Annotated in this window: 16 protein-coding genes; 5 read left to right on the top strand and 11 right to left on the bottom strand. The window is 69.0% G+C overall.

Annotated elements, in window-relative coordinates:
- Window positions 1-12: 12 nt before the first annotated feature.
- Genes D472_RS0109105 through D472_RS25130 form a run of 5 tightly spaced genes read right to left on the bottom strand, consistent with a single transcriptional unit; the run spans window position 13 to window position 4055 of the window.
- A complete protein-coding gene (locus tag D472_RS0109105; protein ID WP_017604171.1) occupies window positions 13-387 on the bottom strand; it encodes an ectoine synthase in 375 nt (124 codons plus the stop codon).
- A complete protein-coding gene (gene trpA, locus D472_RS0109100) occupies window positions 374-1240 on the bottom strand; it encodes a tryptophan synthase subunit alpha (protein WP_017604170.1) in 867 nt (288 codons plus the stop codon). The genes D472_RS0109105 and trpA overlap by 14 nt, the downstream gene beginning before the upstream one ends.
- A complete protein-coding gene (locus D472_RS0109095) occupies window positions 1237-2286 on the bottom strand; it encodes a hypothetical protein (RefSeq protein ID WP_017604169.1) in 1050 nt (349 codons plus the stop codon). The genes trpA and D472_RS0109095 overlap by 4 nt, the downstream gene beginning before the upstream one ends.
- A 3-nt stretch (window positions 2287-2289) precedes the next feature.
- Window positions 2290-2553 carry an acyl carrier protein gene (locus D472_RS0109090; RefSeq protein ID WP_017604168.1) on the bottom strand — a complete coding sequence of 88 codons (264 nt, stop codon included), beginning with the start codon at window positions 2551-2553 and terminating at the stop codon, window positions 2290-2292.
- Window positions 2550-4055, bottom strand: a complete 1506-nt coding sequence (locus tag D472_RS25130) for an AMP-binding protein (RefSeq protein ID WP_017604167.1) — start codon at window positions 4053-4055, stop codon at window positions 2550-2552. The genes D472_RS0109090 and D472_RS25130 overlap by 4 nt, the downstream gene beginning before the upstream one ends.
- A gap of 206 nt (window positions 4056-4261) precedes the next feature.
- Here D472_RS25130 and D472_RS0109080 point away from each other — a divergent pair, with 206 nt between their 5' ends.
- A complete protein-coding gene (locus D472_RS0109080; protein WP_017604166.1) occupies window positions 4262-5326 on the top strand; it encodes a glucose-1-phosphate thymidylyltransferase in 1065 nt (354 codons plus the stop codon).
- On the top strand, window positions 5323-6303 hold the full coding sequence (gene rfbB, locus D472_RS0109075; protein ID WP_017604165.1) for a dTDP-glucose 4,6-dehydratase: 981 nt from the start codon (window positions 5323-5325) through the stop codon (window positions 6301-6303). Before D472_RS0109080 ends, rfbB begins: the two co-directional genes overlap by 4 nt.
- A gap of 41 nt (window positions 6304-6344) precedes the next feature.
- On the opposite strand, the gene D472_RS0109070 is transcribed toward rfbB, so the two are convergent.
- The gene (locus D472_RS0109070) at window positions 6345-6941 is read right to left on the bottom strand and encodes a dTDP-4-dehydrorhamnose 3,5-epimerase family protein (protein WP_193373443.1); all 597 of its coding nucleotides are present in this window, start codon (window positions 6939-6941) and stop codon (window positions 6345-6347) included.
- 146 nt (window positions 6942-7087) lie between these two features.
- Between D472_RS0109070 and D472_RS0109065 the strand changes: the two genes are divergently transcribed.
- Complete coding sequence (locus D472_RS0109065; protein WP_017604163.1) at window positions 7088-8164, top strand: Gfo/Idh/MocA family protein; 1077 nt, start codon at window positions 7088-7090, stop codon at window positions 8162-8164.
- Here the strand turns inward: D472_RS0109065 and D472_RS0109060 are convergent.
- Genes D472_RS0109060 through D472_RS0109045 form a run of 4 tightly spaced genes read right to left on the bottom strand, consistent with a single transcriptional unit; the run spans window position 8127 to window position 13011 of the window.
- Window positions 8127-9572, bottom strand: a complete 1446-nt coding sequence (locus D472_RS0109060; protein WP_017604162.1) for an NDP-hexose 2,3-dehydratase family protein — start codon at window positions 9570-9572, stop codon at window positions 8127-8129. The two genes, D472_RS0109065 and D472_RS0109060, sit on opposite strands and share 38 nt — an antisense overlap.
- Window positions 9569-10864: an activator-dependent family glycosyltransferase gene (locus tag D472_RS0109055; protein ID WP_017604161.1), complete on the bottom strand. Its 1296-nt coding sequence runs from the start codon at window positions 10862-10864 to the stop codon at window positions 9569-9571. The genes D472_RS0109060 and D472_RS0109055 overlap by 4 nt, the downstream gene beginning before the upstream one ends.
- A gap of 8 nt (window positions 10865-10872) precedes the next feature.
- On the bottom strand, window positions 10873-12054 hold the full coding sequence (locus tag D472_RS0109050; RefSeq protein WP_017604160.1) for a cytochrome P450 family protein: 1182 nt from the start codon (window positions 12052-12054) through the stop codon (window positions 10873-10875).
- Between the two features lie 33 nt (window positions 12055-12087).
- Window positions 12088-13011, bottom strand: a complete 924-nt coding sequence (locus D472_RS0109045; RefSeq protein ID WP_239642939.1) for a DMT family transporter — start codon at window positions 13009-13011, stop codon at window positions 12088-12090.
- 178 nt (window positions 13012-13189) lie between these two features.
- On the opposite strand from D472_RS0109045, the gene D472_RS0109040 reads away from it, so the two are divergent.
- Window positions 13190-14155, top strand: coding sequence for a thiamine pyrophosphate-dependent dehydrogenase E1 component subunit alpha (locus D472_RS0109040; protein WP_017604158.1), 966 nt, complete (start codon window positions 13190-13192; stop codon window positions 14153-14155).
- A gap of 16 nt (window positions 14156-14171) precedes the next feature.
- Window positions 14172-15206, top strand: coding sequence for an alpha-ketoacid dehydrogenase subunit beta (locus tag D472_RS0109035; RefSeq protein WP_017604157.1), 1035 nt, complete (start codon window positions 14172-14174; stop codon window positions 15204-15206).
- On the opposite strand, the gene D472_RS0109030 is transcribed toward D472_RS0109035, so the two are convergent.
- Window positions 15153-16025, bottom strand: a complete 873-nt coding sequence (locus D472_RS0109030; protein ID WP_017604156.1) for a TetR/AcrR family transcriptional regulator — start codon at window positions 16023-16025, stop codon at window positions 15153-15155. The genes D472_RS0109035 and D472_RS0109030 overlap by 54 nt on opposite strands.
- Between the last annotated feature and the right edge of the window lies 1 nt (window position 16026).

The raw sequence follows: 16026 nt of genomic DNA, 5'->3' as shown, positions 1-16026 counted from the left end.
GTCGGAGGTGGTTCAGTACTGGGAAAAACCGTCGGCGTCGAGGTCGTGCTGTTCGTCTCCGGTCAACGCCGGTGAGAACACGCAGACGAGCCGCAGGTCGGCGTCGGGCGACGCGATCAGGTAATGCGCCTCGTGCTGGTCTAGCGCGTACAGTCGGCCCGGTGTGATCGGGTAGGAGTCACCCGAGGCGCTGACGACCTCCCCTGAGCCCTCGATGCAGTAGCACGCCTCCAGGTGGCTCCGGTACTCCAAGCGGGACTTGGTGCCCGCGCGGACGGTGGTGTCGGTGACCGAGTACCCCATACCGTCGCTTTCGAGGAGGAGCCTGCGGCTGAGTCCGTTGCCCCACTCGACGGTTTTCACGCTTTCCAGATCACGGATGATCATTCCTGTGGTCCTTTCCCTGAGAGCTAGCCGCGCCCGTTCGGGCGGGGGCCGGGGACTTCGCCGGCTTCGAGCGGAGCCGGCGGACGAGGTCTTCCAGCGCGTGCACGAAGTCACGGCGTTCGGCCAGGGACCTCTCCACGCTCTCGACTGCGGCGCTGCCGACGACCACCGCGTCGGCGCCCAGGCGGTGCATACGTTCGGTGTCAGCGGCTCCGGACACTCCGAAACCGACCGCGATCGGAACGTCGGTCCGTTTTCTCAGCTCCGCCGCGGCCGCCGCCACGCTCCGGGGATCGATACGTCCCGCGCCACCGCTCCTGCCGTAGTAGGCGACGAGATAGACGAAGGCCGTAGCCTCCGCCGCCGCCCTGGCCACCACCGCCGGGTCGGAACCCGCGTAGCAGGTCGTGACGGAGGGCAGGCCCGTCTCACGTACTGCGCCCAGGTACGCGTCGCGGCCCCGAGGGGGCAACCCGTGCACGAGCAGCCCGTCCGCCCCCTGGTCGCGGACCCGCCGGACGAAGGCGCCGATGCCCAGGGGCCGCACGGTGTAGCTCCAGTCGGCTAGGAGCACGACGCGCATCCGGCGCAGCCGGGGCCGGATCCGTTCGACAGCGGCCAAGACCCGGTCGAGGTCGACCCCGTCGGACAGTGCCCTGTGCGCGGAGCGGCGGATCACGGGCCCGTCGGTGGCCGAGTTCGGGAAGGGAACGGCGAGTTCGAGGCAGTCCACGCCCAGCGCGTCGAGTGCCTCGGCCAGACGAGGCAGGTTCCGCAATGGCGGATCCCCCGCGTTCAGGAACAGGACGAGCCCGGGTGTTCCCGGCGGCCTGCCCGTGAAGAAGCTGTTCACGACGCGACCTCCGGAACAGGTGGGGGCCCGGACCGTGTCCCGGTCGTTTCCCTGAGTTCGTGGAGGAGGCGAACGGCCGCGCCGCTGTACACGGCGTCGGCCGCGATGTCCACCAGGTCCGGCCAAGACCCGGGTTGCCCGTTCGCGCGGGCCAGGGCAGCCGCGTTCAGGCAGACGGTTTCCGTCGCCACGCGCGATCTGCCCCCGCCCAGCAGCCGGACGAAGTCGCGGGCCACCGCCTCCCGGCCTTCGACAGGACGTAGGTCGTCGAGGCTGCCGGGGGTGAGTCCGAGGGCCCCGCCGTCCAGGTCGTACGTGTTCCCCCCGGTGCCGCGCACCGTGTTCGTACGGAAGCTGAGCAGCTCGTCCACCCCGAGGTCGTTGGAGCATAGCCAGAGCGCCCTCCCCGACCTCCGCGCCGCGTGGAGCAGGAGGTCGGCCAGGGCGGGCTCGCTGACCCCGGTGACCTGGGCCGTGGTGGGCACCGCGGCCAGCAGGGGACCGACACGGCTGACGAACCGCCCCACCGTGCGCATGTCGAGCGGGTACACGCTCCGCGCCAGGAGCGCCAGCTCCGTCGGGAAGACGAAGCCGCCGGGGAAGGCCACGCCGTGGCGGTCCAGGAACTCTCGGGTCTGCGCGTGGGACGTGGTCAGGGGGATCCCCAAGAAGCCAAGCAGGTCGACGGACCCGACTCCGCTCGTATAGGCCCGAGAACCGGTCTTGAGAACCCGCACACCCGTCGCGGCCGCGACGAGCGCCGCCGCCACCGACACGTTGAACGTGCGCGGCCCGCCACCGGTCCCAACGATGTTGACCGTGTCAGGGAAGGGCCCGGCCTCCTCGAGGCGGCGCTCCATGTCCAAAGAGGCCAGCAGGGCGGACAGGGTCGCGGCCTCGGGTCGACGAGCCGACAGACCGGCCAGAACCGCCGCGGCCTCACCCGGGACCGGCTTTCCGGAGCGCAGGCGCTCCCAGAAGGAGTCCCACTCCGTCTCCTCCACAGGACGCCCCCCGTTGACGAATGCGTCGATGAACTCGGACATGGGTCACTCCGCTTCCGACGGGCTGCGGTTCGCCTGTTCGAGGAACTCCGCGATGGAAGCGATGGACCGGAACCGTTCGGGGGTCAGGTCCTCGTTCTCCGCCACGACGTCGTACCGCTCCTCCAGCCAGGCGATCACCTTGAGCAGCCCCAGGCTGTCGACGATCCCGCTCTCCAGGAGGTCGAGATCCATCTCCAGTTCCCCGGCGCTCACGTCCGGGAGGAACTCCGTCACCACGAACTCCCGGATGGTCTCGGCGTGCCTCATGTCTGTTCTCCTTGTTCGTTGGGTCGATCGGGCTCGAAGTAGACCCGTGCGATCCGCTCACGGTCGGGCTTACCAGTCGAGGTGCGGGGCAGGGCATCGTCCGTGATCCGCACAGTGGAGGGCAGGGCCGCTCGGGGCAGCCTGGCGGCGCAGTGGCGTCGCAGCACGAGGCTGTTGAGTTCGCTCCCGGGTGTTCTACGGACCACCAGGTGCAGGAGACGACCGGCGACCAGATCCCGCCGGGCCAGGACGACGGCTTCGACGACGTCGGGGTGGTGGAGCAGGACGTGCTCGACTTCCTGGGTGTTGACCCGCACACCGCGCACCTTGACGTGGAAGTCGCCACGGCCTTCCAGGGTGATCCGGCCCGTCTCGTCCCGTCGGACCAGGTCACCCGTACGGAAGAAGGGACCGCTGTTCCGTCCGCCGGAACCCGGATCGTCAGCGAAGACCGTCCGGTCATTGGCCCGGCCCAGGTAGCCCAGGGTCTGGAACGGTGTACGCACCCACAGCTCCCCTATGCCGGAGCCGCGGAACGGTCGGCCTTCGGAATCCACGACCGCGACGGTGACCCCGGGCAGAGGTGAGCCCAGCGGAAAGGGGGCGCCGAGCCCGTCCTCGGATTCGATCTCGTGGATGAGGCTGTCGTTGGTCTCCGTGCACCCGTACACGTTGTAGAGGCGGGCGTTGGGCAGCAGGTCCGGTATACGACGCTGGAGCGGTCCGGGCACGCTGTCTCCGGTGAGGATCGCGTGCCGCACGCCGGGCAGGGACTGCCGTTTCGTGTCGGCGGCCTCGGCCACCAACCGGTAGAACATGGGCACCGCCTGCACGGTGGAGACTTCCCAGCGCGCGACGAGGTCGAGGAGATAGTCACCCCGCGCGGCCAGGCCGGGATCCGCCAAAACCACACAACCGCCGTGGGCCAAGGTCGCCCACACGTCCAATAGGCACAGGTCGAAGTGGAGCGGCGCGTAGCTGAGCACTCTCGAGCCTGGCCCCAGATCGAACCTTCCTCCGGCCCACCGGGTGAACCGGTCCACGGCCCCGGCGCTCAGAGGCACGACCTTCGGCATCCCGGTGGAACCGGACGTGGTCAGCATGAACGACGTGTCCTCGGGCAGAGGAGGCACCGCACCACCCGCACCTGCGGGCACACGGTTCCGTGGCGTGCCCTCAGGAGTGAGAACCGCGCGACAACCGCTGAGGTCGATCAACCCACGGAGTGCGCGGGCGCCCAGATCCAGCGAGGGTATGAGAAAGGCGCGCCGCTCCATGAGGCAGGCCAGAACCATCGCCACCGCCTCCGGCGACTTGGCGGCGAGAAGGCAGACGGGTTCGTTCGACGGAGCGTCCATCGCCTTCAACCGGGCACGGACCGAGTCCGCCCGACGGAGGAGGTCGCCGTAACCGAGCTCCTCTTCCCGCCAGACCAGGGCCGGCGCCAGAGGCCGTTCGCGGGCGTGTCGAAGGAACGCTTCGACCAGCGAGTACGTGCGCATCTTTCCCTTCCCAGTCCGTACCGGTGCACCGAAGTCTCAGCGCCCGGGCTAGAGAAGCGTCAGAGAACCGGTGTACGCGCGCCGGACCGGCCTGATCACGAACGTTTTCCAGCGGTGCTCGACAAGGGCGCGAGCGGGCGCGGACACCGTTGACCGCGCAAATAGCTGGGCCACGATGCATCCGGCTTAGTCGAGAAGGGGACTTCATGAAAGCCCTGGTCCTGTCCGGGGGGTCGGGCACGCGCCTGCGCCCATTCAGCTACTCCATGCCCAAGCAGCTCGTCCCGGTGGCGAACAGACCGATCCTCGGCCACGTCATCGACAGCGTCAGAGAGTTGGGGGTCACCTCGGTCGCGGTGGTCGTCGGCGACCGTTCGGAAGACATCCGCGCGGTCCTGGGAGACGGTTCGTCCCACGACGTCGACATCACGTACATCAGGCAGGAGGCGCCGCTCGGGCTGGCGCACTGTGTGCGGATCGCCCGCCGGTTCCTCGGGGACGACGACTTCGTCATGTATCTCGGGGACAACATGCTCACCGGGGGTCTGAGCGAGATCGCCGACCGTTTCCGGGCCGACCGCAGCGACGCGCACCTGGCCGTGCGCAAGGTCGACGATCCCCGCCGGTTCGGGGTCGCCGAGGTGGATTCCGAAGGCCGTGTGCTCCGGCTGGTCGAGAAGCCCGAGCACCCCGTGAGCGATCTGGCGGTGATCGGTGTCTACTTCCTGACCGCTGCCGTGCACGAGGCGGTCGACGCGATCACGCCGAGTGAACGCGGTGAGCTGGAGATCACCGACGCGATCCAGTGGATGGTCGACCAGGGAGGCGATGTCCGCACCAGCGTTCACCAGGGATTTTGGCGGGACACCGGGCGGGTCTTGGACGTGCTGGACTGTAACCGCGAACTGTTGGCGGGCCTGAAACCGCGGATCCTCGGTGCGGTGGACCCGAACAGCCGGATCGTCGGCCCGGTCGTCGTGGGCGAGGGCGCCCGCGTCACACGCTCCCACCTGGCCGGGCCCGCGGTGATCGGGGCGGGCGCGGTCGTCTCCGACAGCGTTGTCGGCCCCTACACCTCGGTCGGTGACGGTTGTGTCCTGGACCGGGCGGGGGTAGCGGATTCCATCGTGTTGGAGGGCGCCGCCGTCCGCGGTGTCATCGGTGTGCACAGCTCGGTGATCGGGCGCCGCGCCTCGGTAACCGACTCGCCCGTCACGCATCGCCGCACCCTCTTCATCGGTGACGACAGCAAGGTGGAGGTCCACGGATGAGGGTTCTCGTGACGGGGGCGGCAGGGTTCATCGGATCGCACTACACGCGCACCCTGCTGGCGGGTGGCTACACCGGGCTCGACAAGGTCGACGTCACCGCGCTGGACACCCTGGGATACGCGGGGCGCCGGGACAACCTGCCCGCCGAACACCCGCGGCTCACCTTCGTCCAGGGAGACGTGTGCGATCCCGCGTTGATGCGCGACATCGTCCCGGGCCATGACGCCGTCGTGCACTTCGCGGCCGAATCACACGTCGACCGTTCCGTGGAGGCGGCCGGGGCGTTCGTGCGCGTCAACGTCCAGGGCACGCAGAACCTGCTGGAAGCCTGTCTCGGCGGTGGCGTCGAGCGTGTGGTGCATGTGTCCACGGACGAGGTCTACGGCTCCCTGTCCGAGGGGAGCTGGACCGAGAATTCCCCGCTCCTGCCCAACAACCCCTACTCCGCGTCGAAGGCTGCGGCCGACCTGGTCGTCCGTTCCTACGTCCGCACCCACGGACTCGACGCGTCTGTCACTCGCTGCACCAACAACTACGGCCCGCGCCAGCACGTGGAGAAATTCGTTCCGAAGTCGATCACCCACGTGCTCACTGGTGGAGAGATCACTCTCTACGGCGACGGTTCCCATGTCCGTGAGTGGCTGCACGTCGACGACCACTGCCGTGCCATCCACCTCGTCCTCATGAAGGGGACAGCGGGCCGGGTGTACAACGTCGGTGGCGGTGACGGGCTCACCAATCGTCGTATGGCACGGACCCTGCTCGACCTGTGCGGAGCGGAAGAATCGCGCGTCCGGGCGGTAGCCGACCGCAAGGGCCACGACCGGCGCTACTCGCTCGACGACTCCCGCATCCGTGAGGAGTTGGGGTACGCCCCCCAGGTGCCCTTCCTGGAAGGGCTCGCGTGCACGGTCTCCTGGTATCGCGACCACCCCGAGTGGTGGAGCACCCCGGGTGAGCGACCGTTCGCGGACTGACCGCGTGTGCGGGGTCCGGGCTCACCCGGTCCCCGCACACCTCAGGAGGGGTGGGAAGGTAGGAGACCGTCCGCTCGGGCCTCGGCCAGAGACGGTGCCGCGTGGTCCCGCTCTGACAGGGTCGGGGCGAGGTCACCAGACCAGGGGAGCGCGAGCTCCGGATCGAGGGGGTGCACGGTCCGCTCCAGTCCGGGGACGTAGGGCGAGTCGCACAGGTAGAGCATCACCGCCTCTTCGCTCAGGGCGACGAAAGCGTGTCCCAGCCCCACCGGCACGTGGACGGCGCGCGGGCGGGAGGCGTCCATCCGCACCGACTCCCACCTGCCGTAGGTGGGCGACCCGACCCGGAGGTCGACCGCCACGTCGAGCACCTCGCCTGAAACACACGTCACATACTTCGTCTGGCCACCCGGGCCCGCGAAATAGTGCACCCCTCGCACAACCCCCCGGCGGGATACCGAGTAGTTCACCTGTCTGACCGTCATGAGCCGCCCGCTCTCGGCGGCGAAGCGTTCCTGGTGGAAACTCTCCACAAATCGGCCGCGCACATCCTCGTGAGGACGCAGAGCCACCCTCCAGACATCGGGGATCACGGGGGCTGGCCCCTCCCCCTCGGGGAAGACTTCCTCATCGTTCATCGTGGACTCCGAACCCATGACCACCGCTCCCGCCCCCACTCGCCGTCGCCGAACACCGTCGCACCATCCGGTCGAGCCGGACTTGAGCCGTCCAGCGTCAAGCGGGTCTCGAGGTCACCTCTGGTAGGGGCGCGAAAGATGGTCCTATGAGACAGAACCCGGCCAGCAGCCGCCCTAGCGGCCCGATCGGCATCGGGGTCCTGGGGTGCTCGGACTTCGCTCGCCGCCGCATGCTCCCCACGATGGCCGGCATCCCCTCCCTCCGTGTGACCGCCGTTGGAAGCCGTCACATCGGCAGGGCGGAACAGCTCACCAACGAGTTCGAGGGTGCCCCCGTGCTCGGTTACCAGAACGTGGTGGACCGAGCGGACGTCGAAGCCGTATACATACCGCTCCCCTCCGGACTCCATGTGGAGTGGGCGGCCCGCGCGCTGCGCGCAGGCAAGCACGTCCTGGTGGAGAAACCGTTCGCCCCTACCCTGGAAGAAGCCGAGTGGCTGACGCGACTGGCCGATGAGCGGAGGCTGGTCGTAATGGAGAACTTCGCCTTCACGCACCACTCCCGCCACCTGGCCGTCCGCTCGATGGTCGAGGAGGGCCGCATCGGTGTTCCCCGGCTCATCACCGCGGACTTCGGCATCCCCCCGCGACCGGCTACCGACATCCGATACCGCGCTGAACTGGGCGGTGGAGCTCTGTTGGATGTCGGGGTGTACACGGTCCGGGCCGTCCAGGAATTCTGCGGATCCGAGCTGACGGTGGAGGCCGCGTGGGAGGGCCGCGACGAGGAGTTCGGGGTGGACGTGACGGGTCACGCGCTTCTAGCGGCTCCGGAACTGACCGCCCGGGTCGGCTACGGGTTCGTCCACTCCTACCGAAGCTCCTACGGCATCTGGGGAAGTGCGGGACACATCAGTGTCGGGCGCGCCTATACGCACCCCAGCGACGTCCCCTCGCTCGTTCATATCGAGAGCGAGGGGACGTCCCGGACCCTGGAATTCGGGCCTGAGGACCAGATCGTGTCACTGCTGACGGCCTTCGTCCGCGCCGTTCACGGAGACAGCGACCCAGAGCCGTACCGGTCGGCGATCCTGGCGCAGGCCGCCCTGGTCGAGGCGGTGGGTCTGCGGTCGAAGAACTGGTCGCGCCCCGACCCCAGGGACTGGACGGAGCCGGGCCTCCGGGTCAGGGGCGCGCGGCCAGGCTGTACAGACAGGCCATGAGCGTGCGCGCCTCGACGTTCAGGTAGTGACTGTGCCGGACCAATTCGGACAACTGGTGGAGGGTCACCCAGCGGAACCCCGGTGCCTCGGACACCTCCCCGGGCGCCGCCTCGACGATCATGTAGCGGTTGCGTGTGTGAAAGAAGCGACCGCCTTCCTCGGACAAAACGGTGTCGAACCTGATCCGGTCGGCCGGTGCGCCGAGGACCTCCCTGAAAAACGGCGGTTCGGGACGGCCGCTCCACACGGACCCGCACTGCACGGTGGGACCGAGCTCCGCCACGTCCGCGTAGCCGGGCTCGACCCTCGTTCTCACCAGCACGTGGAGCAGCCCGCGGATCCGGGCCACCACGAAGGCGGCCGTGCCCACTCCGCGCGCCGCGATCATCGGCTGGTCCCAACCGACGACCTCACGGCCTCGGGCCTGGACGCGCACCCCGATGACGTCGAAGTGGCGGCCGCGCTCATGGCTGATACGGCCGCCCTCCCAACGCCAACCACGCACGTCCCCGAGGGGCACTGGGGTCACGCTGACCTCGGTCATGGAGCGCACACGGCTGATCCATCCGAGAATCTCGTCGGTCCCGTGCAGAGGACGCGAACCGGGCAGGCCCGACCGCACGAGCGCCCCCCGGAACCCGTGCCCGTCCCCTAGGAGCACCCCCGGGTCCGGGCCAGAGGGGAGGAGGCAGGCCAGCACCGTACGCGCGTCCATGTTGACGAGATTGTCCTCGGCCAGCAGGCGGTACACCTGCCCCAGGGTGAGCCACACGAACCCGTCGAGGACCTTCACCTCGTCCGTGGCCTCGACGACCATGTTCCTGTTGCGCTTGCGCACGAACCAGGTTCCTTGTTCCGACTGCCGAACGTCCGAGATCACCCGTTCGGGCGCGGCGTTCAGAAAGCGGTCGACGTAGGGCACCGCGCGCCCGCGATGCACACCGGTGAAGTTGCTACGGGTTGCTTGGACGGTCGGTGAGAGCTGGAAGCCTCCGCGGTTGCCCGGCTCGGTCTTGGCCTGCATAAGCAGGTGCACGACCCCCGCGAACCTCTTCACCAGGATGCCGAGGACCCCGGTCTCCGGCTGATGGATGATCGGCTGCGTCCAAAAGGGCACGTCGGCGCCCGGCATCTCCACGGCGACCCCACCGATACTGAAGAAGCGCCCGCTCTCATGACGGATTCGACCGCTGTCGGTGTGCAGAGACCAGCCTTCCAGTTCCTCCAACAGCCGCCGCGTCACCCGCATGGGGGCCGCCCGGTCGAACCGATCAACAAGCCGTCGGCGGGTCGCCTCATCGGAGGTCAGCATCCCGTCGCGGGCCGCGGCCGACGAGGCCAGGTCCAGCGGAGTGACCGAACCGTCCCTCCGCCCACCGTATGGGCCGGGCGTTCGTCGCGTGTTCACCAGCCCCCGGCCTCCCGCGAGGCCCTGTGCTGGGACACCCGGCGCTCGATCAGTGTGATGGCCTCGTTCAGAGTGGGCTCGGCGAGCATGTGCTCGCGAAGCGTCATCGCGGCCTTGGTGAAGGAGGGTTCCCCCAACAGCCGTCGCACGGCGTCGCCCACTTTGTCCCGGGTTACCTCCGTCAGTGGCAGGCCCAGCCCGGCGCCGGTGGCCTCGATCGCGTCCGCCTTCACCGCGGTGTCCCAGCCACCGGAGAGCAGGAGCTGCGGTACCCCGTGGAGGTAAGCGGTGGCCGTCGTGCCGATCCCGCCGTGGTGCACGATCGCCGCGCAGCTCGGCAGCAACTGGTCCAACGGGGCGAACCCGACCGCCCGGACGTTGTCCGGAAGCGTGCCCACCGCCGCGACCTGTTCCTCGGTGAGGGTGGCGATAACCTCCGCGTCCAGATCGGCCATCGATTCCAGGACCTCACCGAGGGTGGCCCCCATCCGTTCCGCCGTGCCGCTCAGCCCCAGGGACAGGCAGACCCGAGCACGCTTGGGCTTCTCGCGGGACCACTCGGGCACCACCGTGATCGGCCCCGGGTAGGGGACGTACCGGACCCCGATCGTGTCCAGCCCCAGGTCTAGGCGTACCGGGGCCGGGGAGGGGTCGATCGTCCACTGGCCGGTCAGCACCTCCTCGTCGAAGTTTCCTCCGAAGCGTTCAAGGGACCAGCCCAGCCATTCCGCGGTCGGATCCTCGCGGTGTTCGGGCGGCTGCTCCAACGAGCACCGCAGGAACTCCCGGCGCGCGCGGAGCGCGACGTCCGCACCCCACACCAGGCGAGCGTGGGCCGCGCCGACCGCGCGGGCCGCCACGGCTCCCGCGAAACTGTAGGTCTCCCAGATCACCAGGTCCGGTCGCCAGTCGCGGGCGACGTCGATCAGGTCGGCCAGGGTGGGATCGTTGTTCATCGACGCGAACAGGGCGGGGACCATGATGTTCTCCAGAGCGAGCAACCCCTCCCACGTCCACTGTTCCTCGTCCCGGCGCGTGTAGTCGAAGTACTCGGCGTACGGTGAGCCCTCGGCCAGCAGCTCCCCCAGCGCCTCCGGGTCGTACGGGTCGTTGCTGTACCACTCCGATGTGCCGACGCTGACCGCGGGCAGACCGGTCCGGGCGATGGTGTCGGTCAGGTCCGGCCCACTGGCGACCCTGACTTCGTGCCCGGCTGTGCGCAGCGCCCAGGCCAGGGGCACCATCGGGAAGTAGTGCGTGTCGTGCGCGAAGCAGACGAACAGAACCCTCATGGAAGTCCTCAACTCTCGGCGGTCGGCTGATTCGCGTACAGAGGCAGCCGCGCGAGGCGCCCGGTCAGTGGTGACCTGGGGTGGCTGGTCGCGGGCCCCGCACCGACCAGTCGGGGGAACACCGCCGCCAGGGCGCGTAGCTGGCCCTCGGCCAAGGCGCGCGCGAAGGGAAGGGCAAGTCCGTACGGTGGCCCCGGGAGCAGGGCCTCCGTTCCCCCGCCTCGGTCAGGGTCGAAGACGTCGGGCTGGTCGAACACCCGCGGGTCGCGGTTGGTGGACGCGATCACCACAGCCACCCGACCACCGGCGGGTATCCGCTCACCCCGAACGGTGAGGTCCTCGTGCGCGCGCAGGGTGTGTACGCGCACCGGAGGATCGTAGCGAAGGGTCTCCCGGATGACCGGACCAGCCCGGCCCGGGTCGGCGGCCAGTCCTGACCACATCCCCGAGTGACCGAGGAGGGCGCGCACGGAGTTGGCCAACAGGTCGTGCGCGATCCGCAGACCGGCCACGGCCAACAGCACACCCGTCTCCCGGGGCGCGCCTCCGATGGAACCGTGCAAGGACTGCCTATGGAATCGGCTGGAGAGCCGTTCGAGCCCGTCGACGGCGTCGGCCAGGCGCCGACTTACGCCCAGGGTCTGCGGGCTGAGCGAAGCGTCCAGTGCCGCCTCGGTCCCCTCGCAGGCGGACGCCAGGGCAGGAAAGTCCGCCTCACCGACGCCCAGTGTCTCGGCGAGCAGTTCCACTCCCACCGGGCGGGCCACGTCGGCCAGCAGGTCGAACTCTTCGGGCAAGACGGCGAGCCGACGCACGCACAGGCGCTCTGCCGCCGCCCTCCACCGGTCCGCGGTGGCAAGGGGTGGTTCCTCTGCTCTCACCACCGTCTCGGAAAGGACACCCTTGAGCTGGACGAGCCGATCACGTACCGATGCGGCGACCGCGGCCTCCGCGCTCAGGGAACGGTGCGCGAGAAGCGCGGTGCCGGTCGCGTGGTCACCTGTCACCCACGCACCCGTGGTGCTGAGCCACAGCGGACCTCTGGCGAGAACCTCGGTGCGGTGGTAGGCCGTGTCCTCGGGGTGTCCGCACAGCAGCGCGGCGTAGGGGTCTCCGGTGCGGCGCCGCAGCCAGTGAAGCCCATGGGCGAGCTGCAGGCGCCGCCCCAACTCCTGGTCGAGCATGGACATGTGGTCCCTTCCCGGTGGGTTGGCTTGGGGAGTTCAGACCGGAACCGGAGCGGAGTCGCGGCGCTCCGTGGGCTTGCCGATCCGGCTCGGCCACCAGGCGAGGCAGAGGCCGACAAGGATGACGAGCATGCCCGCCCACTCGCGACCGCTGACCTCCTGACCGAGGATGACGGTGCTCAGGAGGATGAGCACGATCGGCACGACGTACATGACGGATGAGGCCATGGTCGAGCCCTCGTCCCTGACGAGGCGCACGAAGAGCCAGTACACGAGACCGGTGTTGAGAACACCGGTGACGGTGACTCCCAGGACCACGGTGAGCGACAGCTGGGGGACCTCGAGGCCGCCTAGGGGAAGCGCGAGACCGATCCACCCGGCGCCCAGCAGGGCTTGGCCCGCCGCGAGGGTCAGCGGGGTCAGCAGCCCCTTGTTCATCAGCCACTCCATGTAGAGCATGGAGAGTCCGTAGAAGACGGCGCCCACCAGGGAGATGAGAACCCCCCAGGTGAGCAGGCGCCCGGCGCCCGCCTCCCAAGGGGCGAACAGGAGCAGGACCCCCGCGAACCCGACCACCAGCCCGAGCGGAAGGCGGGCACCGAGCCCGCGTGTGCGTCCCCCGAGTAGAAGCAGCACGACGACGCACAGCGGGACGCTGGCGTTGAACACCGAGACCAGGCCCGAGTCCGATCCGGTCGCGTCCCCGATCTCCAGCAGGATCACGGGAAGAAGATGGGAGAGCAAAGCCAGGACCAGGAGGTGTCCCCATACCCGTGAACCCTTGGGCAACGCGACACCGCACACCGCCAACGCCACCGACAGTGTCGCTGCGGCGATCACGATCCTCCCGAAGCTGAACTGCACCGTGTTCAGTCCTTGCAGGGCCAGCATGATCCAGAACATGCTGGAACCCCACATAAGACCGACCACGCCGAAGCGCAGCATTCCACTGACGCTCACAACGTCCTCCCCTGTTGGGCTCCGCGCCTCTTTGGCCAGCGCTCGTCGGAAATCAGACTCATGAATCCTCCTCGGGCCGCGCTGGAGCGGTACTGGACCAGCCGGGCTCCACCGGGTTTCGAGACGCGGGAGCGACCATCGGCGGGCACCGCATGTCTCGGTAACGAGGAGGAGCCCGATGACACCGCTGATGAGGATGCTGCGCGAGATGGTTCGTATTCGCACCGTCGAGACAGCACTGGCCGAGTTGTACCGGGACAAGCAGGAGATGCGCACTCCCACCCACTTCTCCGTGGGCCAGGAGGCGACCGCTGTGGGGGTGTGCTCGGCTCTGCGCCCGGACGACCGTGTCTACAGCGGTCATCGGAGCCATGCCCCTTATCTGGCCAAGGGCGGGGACCTGCACGCGATGGTCGCCGAGCTCCACGGGAAGCGAACCGGCTGCGCAGGAGGTCGGGGCGGATCAATGCACCTCATCGACCCGAAGGTGGGGTTCATGGCCGCGTCGATCCTCGGTGAGACCATCGCCGTCGGCACGGGCACGGCTTGGGCGTCCGTGATGAGGGGTTCCGACGAGGTGACAGCGGTTTTCTTCGGGGACGGGGCGGCGGAGGAAGGCGTCTTCCACGAGTCCCTCAACTTCGCTGCGCTGCACAACCTTCCGGTGCTTCTCGTGTGCGAGAACAACGGCTACTCCATCACTTCACCGCTGACCGCGCGCCAACCGCGGGGCACCACCGTCTGGGAACGTGCGCGTGGCTACGGGGTGTCCTCCGCGCTGGTGGACGGCAACGATGTCGAGGCGGTGCACGACGCCGCGGTCGAGGCGGTACGCCTGTGTCGGCGTGGTCGCGGACCCTACCTGCTGGAGCTGACGACGCGCCGCCTCCTCGAACACGTGGGCCCCCATCCGGACCGCGACGCCGAGCACGGCGCGGAGACCGACGTGCGGACACGCTCGTGCCCCGTCGTCCGTGCCTCGAACGCGCTCCGTTCCGCGGACCTCGGCTGCGAATCCCCTGACCGGGTCGTCGACCGCTGGAGGCAGGAGGCCGAACAGGAGGTCCGTCTGGCGGTGGAAGCGGCCAGAGCCGCCCCTTTCCCCTCTACCTCGACCCTGCTCGACGGCGTTCACCACAGCTGAGGAAGGACATGTTCACATGCGCGAGCTCACCTACGCCCAAGCGATCAGCGAGGCCACAGTCCAGTGCATGGCCGCCGACCCGAGCGTGTTCGTGGCGGGCCAGAACGTCGATGACGAAAAGGGGACACACGGCACCACGCGTGAGGCCTTCGAGGCCTTCGGGCCTTCCCGCGTCATCGACGTCCCCAACGCGGAGAACGCTTTCGCGGGCATCGCCCTGGGCACGGCCGCGGCGGGCATGCGCCCCCTGGTCGTACACACCAGAGCCGACTTCATGCTCCTCGCGATGGACTCCGTGATCAACCTGGCCTCGAAATGGCGGTACGTCTACGGTGACCCCGCCGGGGTCCCGCTGGTCATGCGGGGCGTGGTGGGACGCGGCTGGGGGCAGGGTGCGACACACTCCCAGAGCCTCCAGTCGGTGTTCGGCCACTTCCCCGGACTGCGTGTGGCCACTCCCGCGACCCCGGCCGACGCCAAAGGGCTGATCATCAGCGCCCTCCAGGGCCGGGACCCGGTGGTACTGCTGGAGAACCGCGGACTCTACTCGTTGAAGGGCGAGGTTCCCGAGGAAGCGGTGCCCGTCCCCTTCGGGAGGGGACGCGTGGCCCGGCGGGGCGACGACGTCACCATCGTGGCGGCCTCACTCATGGCACACGAGGCCGAGCGCGCCGCCGACCTGCTCGCTGACGTGGGGGTGAGCGCCGAGGTACTCGACCCCCGGAGCGTGCGCCCCTTGGATGGCGGCCTCATCATGTCGTCTGTGGCCAGGACCGGGCACCTGGTCGTCGCGGACACCAGTTGGGCGCCGTTCGGGTTCTCCGCGGAGGTGGCGGCGATCGTGGCGGAGAACGTTCCCGGCGCTCTGCGTTCCCCCGTGGTACGGGTGACCCCGCCGGACTGTCCCGCGCCGGTGTCGTTCCCTCTGGAGGAGGCGTTCCACCCCGACGCGGAACGGATCGCCCGCGCGTGCCTCACGGCCCTCAGGCTGGATGCCTCAGAGTTCCGGACACCGCGCCCGATCACCGCCGGGTTCAGCGGGCCGTTCTGACCCTTCGTCTCCCCGGGCGGGGGGAACCGGTTCGACCGGTCCACCCCGCTCCTCCTCCTTCGCCCGCGAGCGCACGAGTACGTCGATCCCGTCCAGGACACGGGCCAGTCCGAACTCGAACCCGTGCAGCGGATCGTAGGCGGACCCGTGCGCAGCACCCGCGATGGCTCCCACCCGTGCGGCCGTGGGAAAGAGTTCGACATCCGCGATCCTGCTCAGGGCGGGGGCGTGCGCCCTCCACCACTGCTCGTCGGTGATGCCGGTGCGGCGTTCGGTCTCCTCACCGGCGACCGCACGTGCGACGGCCCCTTCGACGTACCCGTTGATGAGGCCGACGACCGAGTCCATCTCGATCTCGTTGAGCCCGATACCCTCCAGTTCCCGTAGCTCTCGCTCGTACTTCGCGACGAGATTGGGCCCGAGGACCGGGCGCCCCCTGGTCACCTCCAGGATCCACACATGATGCCGATACAGGTCCCAGGTCCGGTGCGCGGTCGTGTGCAGGCGGGCCCGCCACCCCCGCACATGCGGCTCGGGGGCTTCGAGTCCGCCGTGGACCGAGTCGAGCATGACGTCGACCAGCTCGCTCTTTCCGGGGACATAGGTGTACAGGGACATGGTCCCCACGCCCAGTTTCATGGCGACCTTTCGCATGGAAAGCGCCTCCAGGCCCTCGTGATCAGCGATACCGACGGCCGCGTCGACGATGCGGTCGATGCTCAGCCCCGGTTTGCCCCTGCTGTTCACCTGTTCCCCGGTGCGCCACAGGAGCGCCAGGCTGCGCGCCGGATCCGCCGCCCGCCTCGGACTTCCCGTCATA

Source organism: Nocardiopsis alkaliphila YIM 80379 (assembly GCF_000341005.1).
Lineage (GTDB): Bacteria > Actinomycetota > Actinomycetes > Streptosporangiales > Streptosporangiaceae > Nocardiopsis > Nocardiopsis alkaliphila.
The sequence above is the reverse complement of the archived record's forward strand: the minus strand, read 5'-3'. Positions and strand labels throughout refer to the sequence as shown.

Coding starts and splice junctions, on each gene's coding strand:
- D472_RS0109035 (WP_017604157.1), top strand. CDS start 14,172: ATGCGCGAGCTCACCTACGCCCAAGCGATCAGCGAGGCCACAGTCCAG.
- D472_RS0109105 (WP_017604171.1), bottom strand. CDS start 387: ATGATCATCCGTGATCTGGAAAGCGTGAAAACCGTCGAGTGGGGCAAC.
- D472_RS0109050 (WP_017604160.1), bottom strand. CDS start 12,054: ATGTCCATGCTCGACCAGGAGTTGGGGCGGCGCCTGCAGCTCGCCCAT.
- D472_RS0109065 (WP_017604163.1), top strand. CDS start 7,088: ATGAGACAGAACCCGGCCAGCAGCCGCCCTAGCGGCCCGATCGGCATC.
- D472_RS0109095 (WP_017604169.1), bottom strand. CDS start 2,286: ATGTCCGAGTTCATCGACGCATTCGTCAACGGGGGGCGTCCTGTGGAG.
- D472_RS0109080 (WP_017604166.1), top strand. CDS start 4,262: ATGAAAGCCCTGGTCCTGTCCGGGGGGTCGGGCACGCGCCTGCGCCCA.
- D472_RS0109040 (WP_017604158.1), top strand. CDS start 13,190: ATGACACCGCTGATGAGGATGCTGCGCGAGATGGTTCGTATTCGCACC.
- rfbB (WP_017604165.1), top strand. CDS start 5,323: ATGAGGGTTCTCGTGACGGGGGCGGCAGGGTTCATCGGATCGCACTAC.
- D472_RS0109030 (WP_017604156.1), bottom strand. CDS start 16,025: ATGACGGGAAGTCCGAGGCGGGCGGCGGATCCGGCGCGCAGCCTGGCG.
- D472_RS25130 (WP_017604167.1), bottom strand. CDS start 4,055: ATGCGCACGTACTCGCTGGTCGAAGCGTTCCTTCGACACGCCCGCGAA.
- D472_RS0109090 (WP_017604168.1), bottom strand. CDS start 2,553: ATGAGGCACGCCGAGACCATCCGGGAGTTCGTGGTGACGGAGTTCCTC.
- D472_RS0109055 (WP_017604161.1), bottom strand. CDS start 10,864: ATGAGGGTTCTGTTCGTCTGCTTCGCGCACGACACGCACTACTTCCCG.
- D472_RS0109070 (WP_193373443.1), bottom strand. CDS start 6,941: ATGAACGATGAGGAAGTCTTCCCCGAGGGGGAGGGGCCAGCCCCCGTG.